This is a genomic window from Streptomyces sp. NPDC048337 (genome assembly GCF_043201175.1).
GTDB lineage: Bacteria > Actinomycetota > Actinomycetes > Streptomycetales > Streptomycetaceae > Streptomyces.
Window position 1 is genome coordinate 292,988 of sequence record NZ_JBICYR010000001.1, and the last position, 17,430, is coordinate 310,417.

At 73.7% G+C, this 17,430-nt stretch carries 16 protein-coding genes and 1 pseudogene; 5 read left to right on the forward strand and 12 right to left on the reverse strand.

The window, feature by feature from the left end:
- Positions 1–276 precede the first annotated feature (276 nt).
- On the reverse strand, positions 277–1,521 hold the full coding sequence (locus tag ACGFYU_RS01410; RefSeq protein WP_393825183.1) for an MFS transporter: 1,245 nt from the start codon (positions 1,519–1,521) through the stop codon (positions 277–279).
- Here ACGFYU_RS01410 and ACGFYU_RS01415 point away from each other — a divergent pair.
- The 3 genes and pseudogenes from ACGFYU_RS01415 to ACGFYU_RS01425 form a co-directional block, all read left to right on the forward strand.
- A pseudogene (locus tag ACGFYU_RS01415) lies at positions 1,481–1,894 on the forward strand (metalloregulator ArsR/SmtB family transcription factor); the annotation flags it as partial. The gene ACGFYU_RS01410 and the pseudogene ACGFYU_RS01415 sit on opposite strands and share 41 nt — an antisense overlap.
- 145 nt (positions 1,895–2,039) lie before the next feature.
- The gene (locus ACGFYU_RS01420) at positions 2,040–2,720 is read left to right on the forward strand and encodes a DUF4232 domain-containing protein (protein ID WP_393825184.1); all 681 of its coding nucleotides are present in this window, start codon (positions 2,040–2,042) and stop codon (positions 2,718–2,720) included.
- Between the two features lie 124 nt (positions 2,721–2,844).
- Positions 2,845–3,495: a class I SAM-dependent methyltransferase gene (locus tag ACGFYU_RS01425; RefSeq protein WP_393825185.1), complete on the forward strand. Its 651-nt coding sequence runs from the start codon at positions 2,845–2,847 to the stop codon at positions 3,493–3,495.
- A gap of 12 nt (positions 3,496–3,507) precedes the next feature.
- Here the strand turns inward: ACGFYU_RS01425 and ACGFYU_RS01430 are convergent, their stop codons facing one another.
- Positions 3,508–4,305, reverse strand: a complete 798-nt coding sequence (locus ACGFYU_RS01430) for a VOC family protein (protein WP_393825186.1) — start codon at positions 4,303–4,305, stop codon at positions 3,508–3,510.
- A gap of 5 nt (positions 4,306–4,310) precedes the next feature.
- Here ACGFYU_RS01430 and ACGFYU_RS01435 point away from each other — a divergent pair, with 5 nt between their 5' ends.
- Positions 4,311–4,601 carry a TerD family protein gene (locus ACGFYU_RS01435; protein WP_393825187.1) on the forward strand — a complete coding sequence of 97 codons (291 nt, stop codon included), beginning with the start codon at positions 4,311–4,313 and terminating at the stop codon, positions 4,599–4,601.
- Here ACGFYU_RS01435 and ACGFYU_RS01440 read toward each other — a convergent pair.
- The 10 genes from ACGFYU_RS01440 to ACGFYU_RS01485 form a co-directional block, all read right to left on the reverse strand.
- On the reverse strand, positions 4,558–6,150 hold the full coding sequence (locus tag ACGFYU_RS01440; protein WP_393825188.1) for a poly(3-hydroxybutyrate) depolymerase: 1,593 nt from the start codon (positions 6,148–6,150) through the stop codon (positions 4,558–4,560). The two genes, ACGFYU_RS01435 and ACGFYU_RS01440, sit on opposite strands and share 44 nt — an antisense overlap.
- A gap of 133 nt (positions 6,151–6,283) precedes the next feature.
- Complete coding sequence (locus ACGFYU_RS01445) at positions 6,284–7,648, reverse strand: aldehyde dehydrogenase family protein (RefSeq protein ID WP_393825189.1); 1,365 nt, start codon at positions 7,646–7,648, stop codon at positions 6,284–6,286.
- A 35-nt stretch (positions 7,649–7,683) separates the two neighbouring features.
- Entirely contained in the window at positions 7,684–9,471 is a 1,788-nt protein-coding gene (locus tag ACGFYU_RS01450; protein WP_393825190.1) for an asparagine synthetase B family protein, read from the reverse strand.
- Between the two features lie 81 nt (positions 9,472–9,552).
- Positions 9,553–10,101 carry a hypothetical protein gene (locus ACGFYU_RS01455; protein ID WP_393825191.1) on the reverse strand — a complete coding sequence of 183 codons (549 nt, stop codon included), beginning with the start codon at positions 10,099–10,101 and terminating at the stop codon, positions 9,553–9,555.
- 43 nt (positions 10,102–10,144) lie between these two features.
- Positions 10,145–11,020, reverse strand: a complete 876-nt coding sequence (locus ACGFYU_RS01460; protein WP_393825192.1) for a hypothetical protein — start codon at positions 11,018–11,020, stop codon at positions 10,145–10,147.
- On the reverse strand, positions 11,017–12,120 hold the full coding sequence (locus tag ACGFYU_RS01465) for a hypothetical protein (protein ID WP_393825193.1): 1,104 nt from the start codon (positions 12,118–12,120) through the stop codon (positions 11,017–11,019). The genes ACGFYU_RS01460 and ACGFYU_RS01465 overlap by 4 nt, the downstream gene beginning before the upstream one ends.
- Positions 12,117–13,193: a hypothetical protein gene (locus ACGFYU_RS01470; RefSeq protein WP_393825194.1), complete on the reverse strand. Its 1,077-nt coding sequence runs from the start codon at positions 13,191–13,193 to the stop codon at positions 12,117–12,119. Before ACGFYU_RS01470 ends, ACGFYU_RS01465 begins: the two co-directional genes overlap by 4 nt.
- Positions 13,190–13,936 (reverse strand): cupin domain-containing protein, encoded by a 747-nt coding sequence (locus tag ACGFYU_RS01475; protein WP_393825195.1) that lies wholly within the window; start codon positions 13,934–13,936, stop codon positions 13,190–13,192. The genes ACGFYU_RS01470 and ACGFYU_RS01475 overlap by 4 nt, the downstream gene beginning before the upstream one ends.
- A gap of 149 nt (positions 13,937–14,085) precedes the next feature.
- A complete protein-coding gene (locus tag ACGFYU_RS01480; protein ID WP_393825196.1) occupies positions 14,086–15,024 on the reverse strand; it encodes an amidohydrolase family protein in 939 nt (312 codons plus the stop codon).
- Positions 15,025–15,197: 173 nt separating this feature from the next.
- Entirely contained in the window at positions 15,198–15,845 is a 648-nt protein-coding gene (locus ACGFYU_RS01485) for a TetR/AcrR family transcriptional regulator C-terminal domain-containing protein (protein WP_393825197.1), read from the reverse strand.
- 73 nt (positions 15,846–15,918) lie between these two features.
- Between ACGFYU_RS01485 and ACGFYU_RS01490 the strand changes: the two genes are divergently transcribed.
- Complete coding sequence (locus ACGFYU_RS01490; RefSeq protein ID WP_393825198.1) at positions 15,919–17,346, forward strand: FAD-dependent oxidoreductase; 1,428 nt, start codon at positions 15,919–15,921, stop codon at positions 17,344–17,346.
- Positions 17,347–17,430: the final 84 nt, after the last annotated feature.

Genomic DNA, 17,430 nt, shown 5'->3' on the forward strand with positions numbered 1-17,430 from the left:
AGAGGGGTTCGAAACGGCGACCTCCTATCGGCGACCCGTCGCCTCATCGAGGCGCTCGACCGCCAGATCCATCCGGAAACAGCGGAATGGATGTCCGGCTTCGCCCGCATCACAACCTGCAACATCGTGACAGGCGACCCTCTGACGGGCCCCCGGGGGTACGTCGTGGCCACGCCCCTCTACGTGGAACGCATCCCGGCTCCCGATTCAGGAGGCTCGCGGCGCCGCTGGTGGCGCAGACCCCGCCACCGGAGCCGGGCCTAGGAAGCGACGCTGTCAGCTGTCCACCGGGAGCAGCTTGCCGTGTGTGGCAACGGCGGAGGCGGACACGAGCGTCGCGACGGAGAGGCTGCCCCAGAGGGCGGCCGGGCCGTGGGGTGCGAGGGCGGTGATGGCCGCCGGGGAGACGGCGAGGCCGAAGCCCGTGGAGAGCTCGAAGCGGGCGAGGGCGCGTCCCAGGACGTGGGTCGGGGCGAGGGCGGTGACGAGCGCGGTGGCGCTGCCGGCATAGATGATCTCGCCGAGGGTGCAGACCACGGACACCGCTGCGACGGCCGGGGCACCCCAGCCGTGTCCCAGTGAGGTGGCCGCGAGGAAGCCGAGGTAGGACGCGGCGAGCACCACGCCGGCGAGAGCCAGTACGGTCCGCCGGGAGAAGCGGGTCATCAGGACGGTGATCGGAACCTGCAGGGTGACCACCAGCGCCGTGTTGGCCACGAAGATGGCCGCCGACCACACCGGGGATGCGTGCAACTGCGTTACAAGGACCAGCGGGAGCGCGATTTCGGGGACGTTGAGGCAGAAGACGTAGATCACGTTGGCGGCCAGCAGCGCGCGCATCCGGGGTGCGGGCCCGGCTGCCCTGCCTCCGTCTCCGGCCGGGGCGGCGGCGGCCGGTCGGGCGTGCAGGCGGATCGACCACGCCAAGGCCGCCGCGGCGAGGTAGGCGACCCCGGTGACGGCCGCCAGCGCCTGCAATGCGCCGGAGCCGCCCGCCAGGCACGCGGTGGCGAGGAGTGCGCCCACGCCCAGGCCGGCGTTGCGTAGGGCGCGGCCCGCCGCGAGAGCGGTGTCGCGTTCCCGGCCGTGGGCGACCGTGGCCACGAGAGCCGCGTGGGCGGCCGGCCATGCCTGGTTGCCGATGCCGAGGAACAGCGCCGCCGTCGCGAACGGCCAGACCTGCCCCACCGGGGTGGCCAGCAGCAGCGCCACACCCAGCACCCGCACCAGCATCGACGCCGCCACCACCGTGCTGCGCGCTCCCCGGTCCAGCCATCGGCCCACCGCGGGCATGCACACCAGACCCACGACGACACCGACCGCCATCGCGATGCCGGTGGCCGGCGCGGACAGCCGCAGCACCGTCACCCCGTAGAGCAGCAGGAAGGGCCGCAGCAGGCCGGTGCCGAGCGCGTCCACGGCCAGGGCGACGGCGTAGCGGGGGCCTCCGGAGGCCCGGACGAGGGCGCGGGGCCGGATCGACAAGGCGACCGCCGCCCACGGCACCGGGGTCACCTTCATCCCCAGTGTCTTCGGTCACCCGCACCTGGCGATGGTCCACGCGCCCGGGTGGCGGCCGGTGGTGCAGTACCCCGTGGCCGAGCCGAGTCCCTCGGAGCCGGTATCGCTGGAAACGGTCACCCTACGGCTGGAGGCACTCTCACACCCGGTACGGCTGCGGCTGCTGCGGACCCTGGCCCGCGGTCCGCACACCACCGGCGAGCTGGCCCACGCCTGGGAACTCTCACCGCCGGAGGTTTCCCGCCACCTCGCGGTCCTGCGCCGCGCGGGCCTGCTCACGGCCCGACGGCACGGCCGCTACGTCCGGCACACCCTCAACCTGCCGGACCTGACGGCACTGGGCGCCGACCTGCTGGCAGCCGTACTGCGCTGACTTCGAGCCGCGGGATCCCACGTACGTCATGGTCGCGTCACGGAACCGGAACAGCGTGCCGCACCGGGGAACCCGAGTGGGGCGCGATGCCGTGTCCAGCGGCGAGTGCCGGTTTGGGACCGGTCGTGAACCCCGTGGAGCGATCATGCAGTACACAACACGCGTCCGCCGGAGCGCGGCAGCGCTGGTGACGGCGGTGGCGGCCACCGCCCTGATGGCCGGCTGCACGCCGACCGGAGACGACGGCGCGACCGCCAAGCCGTCGACGCCGCCGGTGAGCTCGGAGCCGGCGAAGCCGACGCCGCCCGCGGCCTCGCAGCCGGCGAAGCCGACGCCCACGGGCGGTTCCTCCTCCGGCGGGGGCAGCGCGGGCGGCGGGACGAAGGACTGCACGATCGACCAGATCAAGGTCTCCGACGCCCACCAGGCCGATGTCCGTCCCCCGGGTACGGGAACCGGAGCCGCGATCGTGTCGGTCACCAACACCTCGACGCACGCCTGCACGCTCCGCGGATTCCCGACGGTCGCCGGCGCCGGCCACGGCTCGCCCGACAAGAACCTCCCGCTCGCCGTCACCCACAGCGGCTCGGCCTCCCCGGTGACCCTCGCCCCGGGCGCCCGAGCCTGGACGAAGCTCACCTTCGTCAACGTCCAGGGCGAAGCCGACGGCTACTGCGTATCCGGCGCCACGCCCTCCAGCTTCCCGACCCTCGTCATCGGCGTGCCCGGCGCGGGCTCGCACCAGATCGCGATGGACGACGGCGTGTTCGCCGAATGCGACGACAAGGCGACCGTCACCGCCTTCTCGCCGACCAAGCCCTCCTGACGACCGGCAGCGGCCTCGGCCTTCCGGGTGGCCTGCCGGCGTCCCGCGCGGCGCGGGGGAGCGGCCGCGGGCCCCCGGCGTGGTAGCTGATGGCCTGTCCGGGAGCGGAAATGGGAGGTCAGCGGTGAGCGACGGGGTGCTGAACGGAGCGGCCGAGCTGTTCGACGGCATGGGGGTGGAGTACGAGCACGCCTTCGCACGGCTGCCGGAGCAGCACGCGGCGCTGGAGTGGCTGACGGCCCGGCTGCCCGAGGGCGCGCGGGTGCTGGACATCGGCAGCGGGACGGGCCGGCCGGTCGCCGAGACGCTGGTGGCGGCCGGGTACGAGGTCACCGGCATCGACGTCTCGCCGGTCATGGTCGAGCTGGCGCGCTCCCAGGTGCCGGGCGCGCGGTTCGACGAGGTGGACGTACGGGAGTTCCAGGCGCCGAGCGGAAGCTTCGACGCCGTCTGCGCCTTCTTCCCGCTCCTGCTGATGGGACAGGAGGAGGTGGGCGCGATGCTGGAGCGCATCGCGGACTGGCTCGCGCCCGGAGGGTACTTCGTGATGGCCACCGTGCCGGGCGACCTCCGGGACGAGGAGGTGGAGTGGATGGGCCGCATGGTCGTCGTTTCCAGCTACTCCACCGAGGAGTACCTGCGCAGGATCCGGCAACTGGGGCTGGAGGTGGTGCACTGGTCCACCTCGACCTTCCACCCGGACAGCGAGTCCGCCGGGCCGGAGGACCACCTCTTCTGCTACGCCCGCCGCCCCGGCGGGCCGCCGGTCGTCTAGGCTCGTCCGGACTCAGCCGCGCACCGGGGTGAGGACCACGAAGTCGGCGTTCGACGGATCGAGGCAGACGGCCAGCCGGCCGACGCCTTCCGCGTCCTCCGGTCCCATCTGCACGCTGCCGCCGTTCGAGGTGACCTCGGCGACGGTGGCGTCGCAGTCCGCGACGGCGAAGACGGGGTGCCAGTACGGCCGTCCGTTCGCGAGGGCGAGGTCCGCCGCGGGCAGCTGCATCAGGCCGCCGTGCATGCGCTCCTCGGGAAGCCCCGCCGGAGTGATGAGGGTGTACGTGCCCCCGCCGCCGGGCAGCGGCATGTCGCTGAACTGCCAGCCGAAGACGCCGCCGTAGAACTCCTTGGCGGCCGTGGCGTCGCTCGTGTACAGCTCGGTCCAGGACAGCGAGCCGGGCTCGTCCACCAGGTCGACGCCCTTGTTCGTGCCCGGCTGCCAGATGGCGAACTGTCCCCCCAGGGGGTCGCTGTACTGCGCCATCCGGCCCCACCCCTCCAGGTCCATCGGAGCCACCCGCACCGTGCCGCCCGCGCGCTCCACCGCCTGCGTGGTGGCGTCCGCGTCCGAGACGCTGTAGTAGATCATCCAGGCCGAGCGCGCCCCCTTCTCGGTGAGTTTGCCGAGCCCGGCGACGATCTTGCCGTCCTTTCGGAACATCCCGCCTTCCATGTCCTCCCCCTCGCCCATGGACTCGTACTCCCATCCGAGCACGGCGCCGTAGAAGGCCGCGGCGGCAGGGACGTCGGGGGCGCCGAGGTCCAGCCAACAGGGGGAGCCGGGTACGAAGTCAGTGGTGATCATGGTGATTGCCTCTCGCAGGTCCTGTACGACCTCAGCCTGGCACCCGACTCCCACCCGCGCCCGTCGACGCGGCCGCGCTGCTGGTCGACGCGACCGGCAAGGTGAGGGGCCGGGGTGACCTGGTGTTCTACAACCATCCCGAGCACGCGGGGAGCGGCGCGGTGGGGCAGGGCTACGCCGCCGCCGGCGACAGGGGCACGACGGGTCCGGACCGCGGCTTCCGGCCGGCGGATGCCCCGGAGGGCCGGTTCGCTACCGGTACTCCACGGTCAGGGTCGGCTGTGTGTCCCTGTTGACGAAGAGGTAGGCCGTCGCCGGCTGGTTCTGTTCGAACCGGAGGCGGATCTGGGTCCGGCCGGAGCGGTTGATCGCGGACAGGCCCGCCGCGGACAGGTTGCCGGAGGCCTTGCTGCCCGAGGTGAAGGAGCCGATCTCGGCCGCACCGGCGGCCGTCGTGGCCGCGGCCCAGTCGGCGGCCTCCACCGCGCAACCGCCGAGGCAGCCGCTGTGGACGTCGACCAGGAGCCGGTTGCCGGCGGGGCCGGCCCAGGGGTCGCCGGATCCGCTGCTCCGCGTCAGGGTCACCCAGGCTCGGGTGATCTCCTTCCCGGCGGGAACGGCGCCGGTGTCGAAGGACAGCACGCTCCGGTTGAACCTGCCGTCGGCGCCCCGTCCGAGGGCCAGGCCGTAGGTGTCCTCCAGCGTGCCGACGACCGGGCCCGAGCCGTCACCCGCGGCCTTGATGTAGCCGTCCTCGGCGTCCACGCCGGTCAGCGTCACGGATCGAGCGGTCGGCGGCGTCGAGCCTGCGCCGCCGAGCGCCTTGACCATGCCCATGATGGTCTCGATCTGCTTGCCGCCGTGCCGCGCGTAGGCGGAGTCGCCGAGGTAGCCCCACCAGTTCCAGCAGCCGTTGGGATTGTCGAGCGTCGCGGTCGGGGCGGCCTGCGGGTACAGGACGATCAGCTTGTTGGTGTCGGCGTACTCGTTGAGGTACGCCTTGTCGATGAACCGGGTGCCGAAGCCCTGGTACGAATATCCCTGCTTGCAGCCGTGGAGAGCGACGACCAGCTTGCAGGTGGCACCGTTCGCGCAGCTCGTGGGTACGTAGACGAAGCCGTTCTCGTCCATCGAGATCGGCTTCGCCGCGCCGCCGGGCGCGTACTTGTTCTGGTCGAACCGGATCAGGCTGCCACCGGGCTCGGCCGCCGGTGCGCTGACCGACCCGAGGAGATGTCCCAGGAACTCGCGCTCGGCGTCGAAGCCGCAGTCGTTGAGCCACGGGTTGGCGGTGACGGTGCACGCGTTCGGGCCGAGGGGGCTGATCCAGGCGTGACCGGCGGCGGTGCTCTTGTTGTAGAGCACGTCGGCGCCGAAGTGCCGGAAGTAGTCGTTCAGCGCGGTGGCCACCGGGCGTTCGACGGTCGAGTCGCCGGAGCCGCTGAAGACGTAGACCGGGTCGCCGCTCAGTCCGGCCGCGTCGTCGATGGCGCCCTGCGCCGACCAGTTCGCGGTGGTCTGCTCCAGGGTGGCGAGCCGGAGGTCCTGGGAGACCTCCATACAGGCGTTCAGGGCCCTTTGCAGGTCGTTCTGCGCGCAGTACTGAGGCCCGGAGGCAAAGGCGGCCGAACCCTTGAAGGTACCGGAGTACGCCACGTGCAACTGGGTCGCCATGTAGCCGCCGGACGACACGCCGGCGCTGTAGACACCGTCGACGTGGTACGCCCTGAGCTCGCCGGCGACGGGTGGGACGGCGGCGGCGGAGCCGGGCTGGCCGACGAGCACGCCGACACCGAGGAGCAGGGCCGCGACAGCCCCGCCGAGCCTTCCGGGGACCGGATGCATTCATCCTCCACTGCTGTGAATCGGCTCACTGGTGCGGATGGCCGCGACGATAGCTTCCGGCCATCTCGCGTACGCACGGTGACGCGCGCCACAACAGGCCCGCCAGGTATGGCGGTTGACACCCTGGCCGACGCTACCGGGCCACCCGTACGGTCACCGTCTTCGGCCGCTGGTACTCGTGCAGCGCCAGGACGCTCAGGTCGGTGCCGTGGCCGGACGTCCCCCGGCCCCCGTGCGGGAGTTCGGCCGTCTGTACCAGATGGCAGTTGAGCCACGCCTCGCCCGCGTTCAGCCGGGCCACCAGGTCGAGGCCGGTCTCCAGACCGGTCGTCCACACGCTGGCCCCGAGCGCCTGGGGGACGCCGTTCGCCATGGCCAGGGCCGCCTCCGTGCTCCGCGCCTGCTGGACGGTGAGCAGGGGCCCGAACACCTCCTCCGTGACCACCGGGTCGTCGTCCGGGAGATCCGCCAGCAGGCGGGCCGGGCGCCAGTACCCGTGCTCCGAGCCGACACCGGGGGCGATGCCGGCCGCGAGGTTCCGTTTGGCCGCGGAGGAGGTGACCAGACGGTCGTAACGGGCCGCCTGGTCCGGGTTGTTCAGCGGCCCGAAGTCGCGACCGGCCAGCCGCGATCCCAGCGCCTCCGCGAGCCCGGCGACGGTGGCCTCGTAGTTCTCCGCGAGGGTGATCACCCGGGCCGGGGCCGCGCAGCTCTGGCCCGCGTTGTACGTGGCGGCCTCCGCGAGCGAGGCGTAGGTGTCGGCGGGGGCGTCCGGGAGGACGATGGCCGGTGCGTTGCCGCCCAGTTCCAGGCTGACGCGGCGGGTCCCCGCCCGCGCCGCGACGTCGGCACCGGCCCGACCGCTGCCGGTGAACGCGACCATGTCCACCGCGGACTCCACGAGCAGGCGGCCGGTCTCACGGTCGCCCGGGACGGACCGGAGCACGTCCGCCCCCAGGGCCCGCGCCGCGTGCTCCGCGAGCAGCTCCAGGCTGTCGGGGGTGGTCTCGGCGGGCTTCGCCACCACCGTGTTGCCCGCCGCGAGGGCGGGGGCGCAGCGCCAGGCGGCCATCAGCAGCGGGTAGTTCCACGGCACGATCACCCCGACCACGCCGATCGGTTCCCAGCGGACCCAGCTCTCGTGGCCGGCCACCAGATGGCCCGAGGCCGGGGCGGTCCGGGTGCGGGCGGCCGTCGCGTAGAACCGGAACAGGTCCGCCACCTGCTCGATCTCGCCCGCCGTCTCCGCCGCCGGCTTGCCCGTGCCGGCCTGCTCGCGGGCCGCGTACAGGTCCGCGTGTTCCTCGATCAGCGTGGCGAGTCGGTCCAGGCGGCGGCCCCGGTCCTTCGGGGTCAGGGAGCTCCAGCCGGGGAGGGCGGCGCGGGCCGCCGCCACGGCGTCCGCCACCTCCCGCTCCCGGGAGAGGGCGGCCGTACCACGCGCCCGCCCGGTACGAGGATCGGTCAGCTCGGTCATCTCAGTCGGTACGGCGGTCATGGGCGCCTTTCGTGCATCCGGGGTGTGATCGGAACTCATACGTCGTACGCCCTCAGCCACAGCTCCAGCGTCAGCACCAGCCACAACTTGCCGCCCTGGCGGGGCAGCAGCGTGCCCTCGCCCTTGAGCCAGGTACGGATGGTCTCCGGTCGGAGCAGGCCCCGCTCCCGGGAGCGGCGTCCGAGGAGGAGTTCGTGGCCGAGGTCGCGCAGCGGACCGGTCAGCCACTGCTGGACCGGCACCCGCATTCCGCTCTTCGGGCGGTCGACCACCGTACCCGGCAGCAGGTCCCGTACGGCTTCCTTCAGGATCCACTTCTCCGCCGTGCCGCGGAGCTTGTACCCCGGCGGGGTGGCGAAGGCGTGGTCGATGACCGACCGGTCGAAAAGCGGGGAGCGGCCCTCCACGCCCTGGGAGGAGGTGAGGCGTTCCACCTTCGTCAGGATGTGGTGCGCCCCCTTGGTCCGGAGGTTGCAGTGGAGCAGGCGGTTCAGCAGGTGTTCCATGGCGTACGGGCCGCCGCCGTCGGCCTCCGGGAGCAGGTACGGCTCCACGTGCCGCTCCAGGCGCGGGGCGTCCCGCAGCGCGTCGAGTACCGGGGCCGTCAGCAGGACCGGGAGGTCCGTCCAGCATTTGCGGTACGAGCGCAGGTACGCGGTCGCCCGGTCCTCGTCCCAGGGCGCGCCCGGAGTCCGGTGCATCTCCTGGACCAGCATGGGGAGGTTCTTGGGGCCGCCGAAGACGGGGTCGCCGCCCTCGCCGTTGAGGACCACGGAGGCGCCGTCCGCGGCCACGGCCTCGGCCAGCATCAGGTTCGGCACCGTCAGCGGGTCCCCGACCGGGCTGTCCAGCAGCGCCGCGGCCTCCGCCAGCCGCGCCGCCACGGCCGCCCCCGAGACGTTCAGGATCCGGTGCCGGGTGTGGCAGTGGGAGGCCACGAGGCCCGAGTAGCCGAGTTCGTTCGGCAGGTCGTCGCCGAAGCTGATCGAGTACGTGTGGACCGGGTGGCCGTGCAGCTTCGCGGCCAGCGCCGTGACGAGGGAGCTGTCGATGCCCCCGGAGAGCAGCACCGCCGCGGGCTCCGCCACCGGCAGCCGGGCCGCCGTGGCCTGCTCCAACAGGGCGCGCAGGGCCAGGACATGGCCGGTCGGGTCGGCGGGGCCGGGCTCCTCGACGCGCTCCCGGGGCTCCCAGTGGACGGTCTCGGTGACCCGGCCGTCGCGGGCGAGCCGCAGTACGCGGCCGGGCAGTACCTCGCGGACCCCGGTGAGCAGGGTCTCCTCGCCGGGCAGGTACGCGAAGGTGAGGAAGGAGCGGACCGCGGACAGGTTCACGGACGTGCCGAGCGCCGGCCAGCGGCGCAGCGCCCGCAGGGAGGTGGAGGCGGCCCAGGCGCCGTCGGCCCGCGCGTAGAAGAGGGTGCGGGCGCCGACGTGGTCGCGGATCAGGACCAGGTCGGGGCCGTCGAGCACGGCCAGGACGAACATCCCTTCGGCGAGCGCCACGCCCGCCTCGCCGAGCAACGCCCAGCAGTGGAGGAGCAGTTCCCCGTCGGAGCAGTCGGACGGCGGGGGAGCGGCGGTGGCCCCGGCCGCGAGGGCGGCCAGGAGCACCGGGCGGTTGTGCAGGGTGACCTCGCCGACCGCGGTGCGTCCGTGCGCCGTGAACGGGCCGGCGGCGCTGCCGGGTTCGCCGCCGATGAGGCCCAGCCCGGCGCCCGGTACGTCCACGGGGGCGTGGCCCGGTCCGGCGGCGCCCAGCGCCTCCAGATGGGCGCGGGCCTGCCCGGTGGTGTCGGCCAGGCAGGCGCAGAATCGTGCCACGGATGGCTCCTGTCCCTCGTGCTCGCGTACTGCTCAGTGCTGCGCGCTTCGCGCTTCGTGCTTTGTGCTTCGCGGTCCGGCTCAGCCGAAGTCGTCGTCGCTCCAGGCGTCCGCGTCCTCGTCCCAGCCCGTTTCCCAGCTGTCGTCACCGGAGTCCCCGTCGCCCCCGGAGTCGCCCCCTCCGCCGTCCCCGCCGGAGCCCGACGAGGCCTGGCTCTGCTGCTGTTGGCGGCGCAGGGCCTCTTCCTCGACCGGGGTCATGTCGATCGGCGGCAGGTGCGCGGCCGTGATGGCGAGGGTGGCCACCCCCAGGCCGGCGAGCAGCACCGCCATCCGGCCGCCGACGGAGGTCCGGTTGACGGTGACCCGCTCGCCGCGCGGCCAGACCGTACGCCCGTAGCCGATGTCCCGGGCGTAGAGGGCGGTGCCGTCGGCGAGGGTGCGTTTGACGATGTGGTTGCCGAGCAGCTCGTCGGTCCCCGAGGTGCCGCGATTGTCGTGCCAGCGCACCAGGTGGGGGCGGCCGGGGGTGCGGCTGCGCCACTCCTCCAGGCCGTCTTCGTACCTGCGGTGGACGGTGCCGTCGGCGAGGAGTTCGTCCGCGTAGCCGATCTCTTGGGGCCGGATCATCGTGTGCGTACCTCGGGTGTGTGGAAGGGGTCACGGGGGCCGTTCACGCGGCGGGCCAGGTCATGAAGCCGGCGGCCCGCAGACCGCGCAGCTCGCCCCATGTGGAGTCGCGGGGCGGCCGCGGACCCCGGGTCAGGCGCAGTACCGTCCGTACGAGCCTGGCCGGTGGTACGGCGGCCACCTCGGCGAACCGGCCCCGCGCCAGCCAGGCCGCCTCGCGCGGCCGCAGCGCGCCCGGCCAGTCGGCGCCCGCCGCCGGGTCGGGAGCCGGGCCGCGCCCCGAGGGCAGCCGCAGGGAGGCGGCGTGCCTCGGTACGAGCCCCAGGGAGCCGACCCGTACCCCGGGCACGGGGCCGAGCGCCGCCCTCACCCGCGCCGGGAGCGTCACGCCCTCGGGGCTCGCGTCGTGCAGGACGTGCACCGTGGCCCCGCCCGCCCGCTCCAGGGCCGCGAGGAGACGCGGGTCCAGGGGCAGCGCGTCGGGTGCCGCGAGGAGGGGGCAGGCCGCCTCGAGGTGGACGTGGTTGGCGAGCAGCATCGCGGCGATCGATCGGTCCTGGCAGACCAGCAGGCGGGGGAGGCCGTAGGCGTACAGGTCCGGTTCGGAGGGCCGGTCCCGCGAGAGGTCCGCCGGGGGCACGGCGGTCGGCAGCAGACCCGGTACGGTCTCCCGGCCCCGCGCGTCCAGCACGCGGGTGAACGAAGGCAGGCGCAGCGCCGGTGGCGGGGTGCCGGGGACGCGGCGCAGCAGCGGCGCGGCCGGGCTGAGGACGCGGCAGGTCTCGTAGTAGAGCTGACGCTCCGTGAACCGAAGCCCGCCGGGCTCGGCCGCGCGGGCGGCCGCCGCGCCGATCGCCAGGTCGATCAGCCGGTCGCCGCAGGCGGGAGTGCCCGGGCCCGTGTTCGTACGCGTGCTCATGTGGCGGGCGTGCCCTTTTCCCCGGTGGTGTCCGCGTCTGCCGCCGCGCCGTCCGTGTCCGGCCAGGTCATGAACCCGTACGCCGGGGCGGATTCGGGCCGCGCCGTCACCGCTCGTTCCACGGCCTCCTCGACGACGGTGGCGAGCAGGGGTGGCGGCACGGCCGCGATCGGGCTCCAGAAGCCCTGGGCCAGCCAGGCGGTGTCCGCCTCGGACAGCCCGGCCACGGCCCGGAGATCCGCGGTGTCGATGTCCGGGGCGGGCGACACCCGGTGGACCGCCCCGGCGCGGCGCCGGACCGCGGCCACCGGCAGCCCGGCGTCCACCACGGCCCGGTCCGGGTGCTCGATGCGCAGGAGCGGTGCCAGCAGCGCGCCCAGGTGGCTCGCGTCGTGCAGGACCACTACCGGGAGCCTGCCCGGTATGTCGACGAGGGTCTCGTGAGCGACCTCCGGTTCCGCCTCCACGAGTACGGCTCGCAGGCGCGGCGGGATGTCGTTGGCCCGGAGGAACGCCGCGGTGGCGCGGTCGGTGCACAGGATCACGACCCTGGGGCGGGTCGGCCCGGGCCCGGTGGGCCGGGGGGTGTGCCGCTCGTCGTTCACCACGCCCGCGGGCAGCGCCCCGTACGCGTGCTGCCAGGCACCCGTCATCAGCTTCCGGAAGGTCTCCTCGCTGGGGCTGATCCACGAGCCCGCGCCACGGGCCTCTTCGTACGGCACGAACCGGGAGGCCAGGAGGACGACCACGGCTCCGACCGCGGCCAGGAACGCGGGGATACCGGTCGTGAGGGCCCAGCACACGAGGAGCCCGGCGCAGACCGTCAGCACGACGGGCCAGCGGATGCCGGGCCGGATCCCGCGCGCCTCGCGCGCCGGCCAGGCGCTGCTGCGGGTACGGGAGCGGTACCAGAGCTGGGTGACGGTCACCTTGAGACGGCCGTGGTCGGTGAGGGATTCCACACAGCGGCGGATCCGCAGGTCGTGCATGCCGCGGCCGTGCACCTGGGGGTCCAGGGCGTACCGGCGGCGGCAGTGGGAGCACACCTGGCCCGTGCGCTCCGTGCGCTTCAGCTCGGTCGAGCAGTTCGGGCAGATCACCGGCCGCCACCCGCCGGATCCCGGTCGTTCCCGGCGGGCCCGGGCCAGGTCATGAAGCCGACCTCCGCGGCGCGGCGCCGTTCGGCGTCGACACCGCGGCCGACCTGTGCGGCGAGCCGGTCGACCACGGAAAGCAGCCGGGCCGGGGGGAGACCGACGAGCGGGAACCGCCACCCCTGCGCCAGCCACTTCAATTCCTCCGGAGTGAACTCGCCGAGGGCGGTGAGCCGGCGAACCTCCTCCGCCGTGGGTTTGCGGTGGGGGTCGCGGTAGGCAACGGCCTTCGGCAGACCGCGCACCGTACGCAGCGGCACCCCGGCGTCGACCACCGGGCGGTCGGGGAGGCTCTCGCGGAGCTGCCGCAGGAGCAGTGCACCGCGCGCGTCGGCGTCGTGGAGCACCAGGACCGGGCCGCGCGCGGGCAGGTCGGGGAGCAGGGCCGTGACGTGCTCGACGCCCTGGGCGAGGGCGATGCCGTGGTGCTCGGGCACACCGTTGGCCGTGAGGAAGGCGGCGATGGAGGGGTCGGGGCAGACGAGCACGGCGTTCGGCGCCGACGCGCCGGCCGGCCGCCGGGGCCAGGGGTGGCCGGCGTCGTCGACCACGCCGGGCGGCAGGTTCCCGTACACCCGCTGCCACTCGGCGAGCGCCACCGAACGGAAGTCTCCGCGGCTCATGGGCGGGATGCCACGGCCCGCACCCGTCTTCCGGGCGATCAGGATGCCGAGCCCGACGGCCAGCAGGGCCCCGGAGACGTACAGCATGAACGGCAGCCCGCCGAAGAGGGCCCAGAGGCTGACGAGCGCGCCGCCCGCGAACGCCCCGCCCGCGCATCCGGGTGCGAACTCGCTCTCCCTGATCCGCTTGCGGGACAGCGCGTACCACAACTGGCCCGGGGTGACCCGGGTCCGGCCGCCCTCCGTCAGCCGGATGGCGATCCGACGCACCCGGAGGTCGTTCAGGCGCAGGGAGTTGGTCTTGGGGTCCAGCGCGTAGCGTCGCTTGCAGTGGCCGCAGATGTTGCCGGTGCGCTCCTTGCGCAGCAGGTTGCGTTCGCAGTTCGGGCAGATCACCGGCGGACCTCCAGAGCCGTGGCCACCCGGCGCAGCCGTGCGGCCAGACGCTCGCGGACGGTGGTTCCGGCGATGCCGTGGTCCTGCTGGGCGCGCTCGATGTCGCGCAGCGCGGCGGCGAGGACCCGGTAGTCGGTGGCGGTCGCGAGGGTGGTGGCGGCCGTCGGTCCGGGCCGCGCGGTGATCGCGGCGGCCCGCCGCTCGGCGGCCGCCGCGGTGATCGCGTAGTCCTCGTGGTCGATCCCGTACCCCGTGTTGGCGGCGAGGATGGTCAACGGGGCGTCACCGCGGTTCGCGAACGAGTGCGGCATCATCTCCGGGATGCGGATCAACATGCCCGGAGCGAGCAGGACTTCAGCGACGCGGCCGCGGTCCGCGTCGTGGAGTCCGCAGGCGGCGTGGCCGAGGCTGAGGACGAAGTGCTCGCCCCCGTGCGCGTGCGGGGTGAAGGCGCTGCGCGGGCCCACCACCCCGAGTTTCACGGTGGCGTTGGAAGGCCGCTCCGGCGAGGTGCCGGCATCGCCCACGAGGTAGTGCGCGAACTGCCCGTCATCGATGAACCGCAGGAACTCCCGCTCGGGCCCGAGCTCCCGGGAACCCTCCCGGTCGGCCAGCACGATGCCGCCGTCCGGCCTCAGGTGGTACAGCTCCACCCCGCCCGGCAGACCGCGCGCGGCGTGGTCGAGCGCGTCCTCGGACATCGCGCGCGATCCGGGTATGCGGTCGTACGGTCTTTCGGCCATCGCGCCTCCCCCTGACGCTCCGCGGCGGCGCTCCCCGCGCCTCGCATGCGCATGGTAAGGCCTTGATCGCAACGAGCGGGAGGTGTCCGGGCATACCCCGGGCAACCGGCGGATGGCCGCCCGGTGACGTGCGCCCGCGGAGCGGCCCGTCAGGTCCGCGCGAGGCGGGGGATGAGCAGTTCGGCGTTGCCGCGGTTGATGGCGTGCAGGTCTCCGTCCTGCCAGTGCGGGTACTCGTCCAGGCCGGTGTCGAAGTCCGTACCCCAGTCCTCGGGGAGCATGGGGAAGTCGCTGCCGTACAGCACGTGTCCGGGCGCGGCGAAGGCGAGCAGGGACGGCAGGGCGGCGGGGCCGGCGGAGATGGCGGTGTCGAAGTAGAAGCGCCGGAGCTCGCCCATCAGGCCCTGCGGGGTGGATCCGGGATGCAGGTGGGCGGCGACGGCGAACCGCTGGGCGGCGTACGGCAGGAAGCCGCCGGCGTGGGGCAGGATGAGCTTCATCCGGGGGTACCGGCCCGGAACCCCGCTGACGGCCATGTGCAGGGCGGTTCGGGCGGTGTCGTACGGGAAGTCGACGAGCGGGCTGGGCAGGCCCGGAACCATCGTGCCCGGCGGCGCCGTGGGGTGGACGAGGACGACGGCGGCGCGGGCGTCCAGTTCGGCCCACAGCGGCTCGAAGGCCGGGTCGCCGAGGTAGCGGCCGTTGGCGTTGGACAGCACCATCACACCGTCGGCGTGCAGGACGTCCAGTGCGTACGCGGCCTCGGTGAGCGCCCCGTCCACGTCGGGCAGGGGCAGGGCGGCGAAGTGGCCGAAGCGGTCGGGCCGGTCCTTGACCAGTTCGGCGGTGAACTCGTTCACGCTCCGGGCCGACTTCCGGGCGCCGGCGGGGTCGTCGGGGGCCGCGAGCGGAGCCGCGTACGACAGGACACCGGTGGCGATCGACCGCCGGTCCATCATGGCGAGCGCGCTCTGCTCGTCCCATGCGGGCGCGGGCCAGCCGAGGGCCGCGGCGCGGTCGGCGAGGGCGCGGCTGCGGTCCGGCGGGATCACGTGCTGGTGGACGTCGATGCGTGCGGGGGGCGTCATGCCTGACTGAGCCTCCTCGGATGTGGCGAACGGGCTGCGGCGGGTCGGCCCGTTCCATGAGAAGGGACGGCGCGGGCGGCGTGGCGTGCCGGGCAGGGGACACGGGCGCGTCCGCGCCGGAGATCACCCGAACGGCCGCCGCACGGTACCCGGCACGACGCGTCCCGGGCCGGTCAACCGACTCGGTAGCGTGCCTCGATGCCTGCGATCACCAGGGCCAGGCCCTCCTCGAAGCCGTCGTCGTAGTTCTGGAAGAGGTCGGCGCCGGCTGCCGCCGCGAGCGGGAAGTCGGCCATGCGGGTGGCTCGTTCGTCGACGTCGTAGCCCTCCCTGCGGTCGCCCGGGAGCGGTTCGACCCCCTGCTCCTCGGTGACGAAGCCGAGGGTGAAGAGGTACGCGGTGGACGTGGCCCGCACCGCCTGCGGCAGCGTGAGTCCGGCCTCGACGAACGACCGGAGGCTCGCCTCCATCTGCACGGCGTGCTCGGTGCCCGTGAAGCGGGAGCCGCTGAAGACCTTCGCACCGTCGCGGTAGCCGAGCAGCGCCCGGCGCAGACCGCGGTTGCCGACCGTGAGCCGCTCCTGCCAGGTGGCGCCCGCCGCGAGGTCCGTGTCCGCGACCATCCGCCGGTACATCTCGGTGGCCATCTCGTCGAGCAGCTCCTGCTTGCCCTGGAAATGCCAGTACAGGGCCGGTGCCTGGACCTCCAGCTCCTTCGCGATCGCCCGGAGGGTCAGGCCTTCGAGGCCGACCTCGTTGAGCAGCCGCAGCGCGGTGTCCACGACCTGCTTCTTGTCGAGTCCGGGAGATCTACGAGCCATCACACTTGACAGTTTAACACCGTTAAGGAGACCCTCTGGGAGGCGGCAACTTAACAACGTTAAGGAGAAGCGGATGTACACGGACGACCTTGATGAACGGGACGTACTGATCGTCGGCGCAGGCCCCACCGGCCTCACGCTCGCCGTGGACCTGGCCCGGCGCGGGGTGCGCGCCCTCGCCGTGGAGCGGGCCGACGGGCTCTTCCCCGGCTCGCGCGGCAAGGGCATCCAGCCCCGCACCCAGGAAGTCTTCGACGACCTCGGCGTCGGCGAGGCGATCCGGGCGGCCGGAAGCCCGTACCCGGTCGGGATGATCTGGCAGGGCGGCGAGCGTCTGGGCGAGCACCGGATGTTCGACGAGAGCGAGGCGGGCAGCGAGGACTCCCCGTACCGCGAGCCCTGGATGGTGCCGCAGTGGCGCACGCAGGAGATCCTCGCCGCCCGCCTCGCGGAACTGGGTGGTGAGATCGCCTTCGGCCGCGAGCTGGTGGGGCTGGAGCAGGACGCGGACGGGGTCACGGCCGCCTTCGCGGCGGGCCCGCCGGTCCGCGCGCGGTACGCCGTCGCGGCCGATGGCGGCCGCTCGGCCGTACGGCGCGCGCTCGGCATCGCCATGACGGGCGAGACCGTGGACCCGCACCCCATGCTCGTCGCCGACGTCCGCATCAGCGGGCTCGACCGCGAGAACTGGCACATCTTCCCGCCCTCCGAGAACGCGGGCTTCCTCGCGGTCTGCCCGCTGGCCGGGACGGAGGACTTCCAGGTCGTGGCCCGGTTCCCGGAGGGTACGGACGTGGACCTGTCCCTCGAGGGGATCCGCGCGGTCGTCGCGGCCCGCTCGCACCTGGCTCCCGACGACGTGACCGCGGTGAGCTGGTCCTCGGACTTCCGCCCGCGGGCCGCCTTGGCCGACCGCTTCCGCGCGGGACGCGTCTTCCTCGCCGGGGACGCCGCGCACCTCCACTCGCCCGCCGGTGGCCAGGGGCTCAACACCAGCGTGCAGGACGCGTACAACCTGGGCTGGAAGCTCGGCGCGGTACTGGGCGGCCTGGCACCCGAATCCCTCCTCGACACCTACGAGGAGGAGCGCCGGCCCATCGCCGCCGAGATGCTCGGCCTCTCCACCCGGGTCCACCGGGGCGAGGTCCGGCGCGGCGAGGCCACCCAGCAGCTGGGCCTCGGCTACCGGGGCTCCTCGCTCGCGGTGGAAACCCGCACGGGCCTGCCCGACGCCGCCCTGCGGGCCGGCGACCGGGCCCCCGACGGGCTGCGCGGCGTACGACTCTTCGACGAGTTCCGGGGCCCGCACTGGACCCTGCTGGCCGTCGGCCCGGCCGCGTCGGCACAGCTCCCGCCGCTCCCGGCGGTCCACACGGTACGCGTCCCGTCGTACGAGGCGTACGGAGACGGCCTCTTCCTCGTCCGCCCCGACGGCTACATAGGCTGGGCGGGCGACACCCCGACGGACATGGCCCCGTACCTGTCCCGCACCGGCGCCTGAACCCGGCGCCCTGGACCACTGGAGGCAGGATGACGGCGGAGCAGATCGTGCCCTGGGCCCACGTCATTCCGGAGCGGGGCGCCC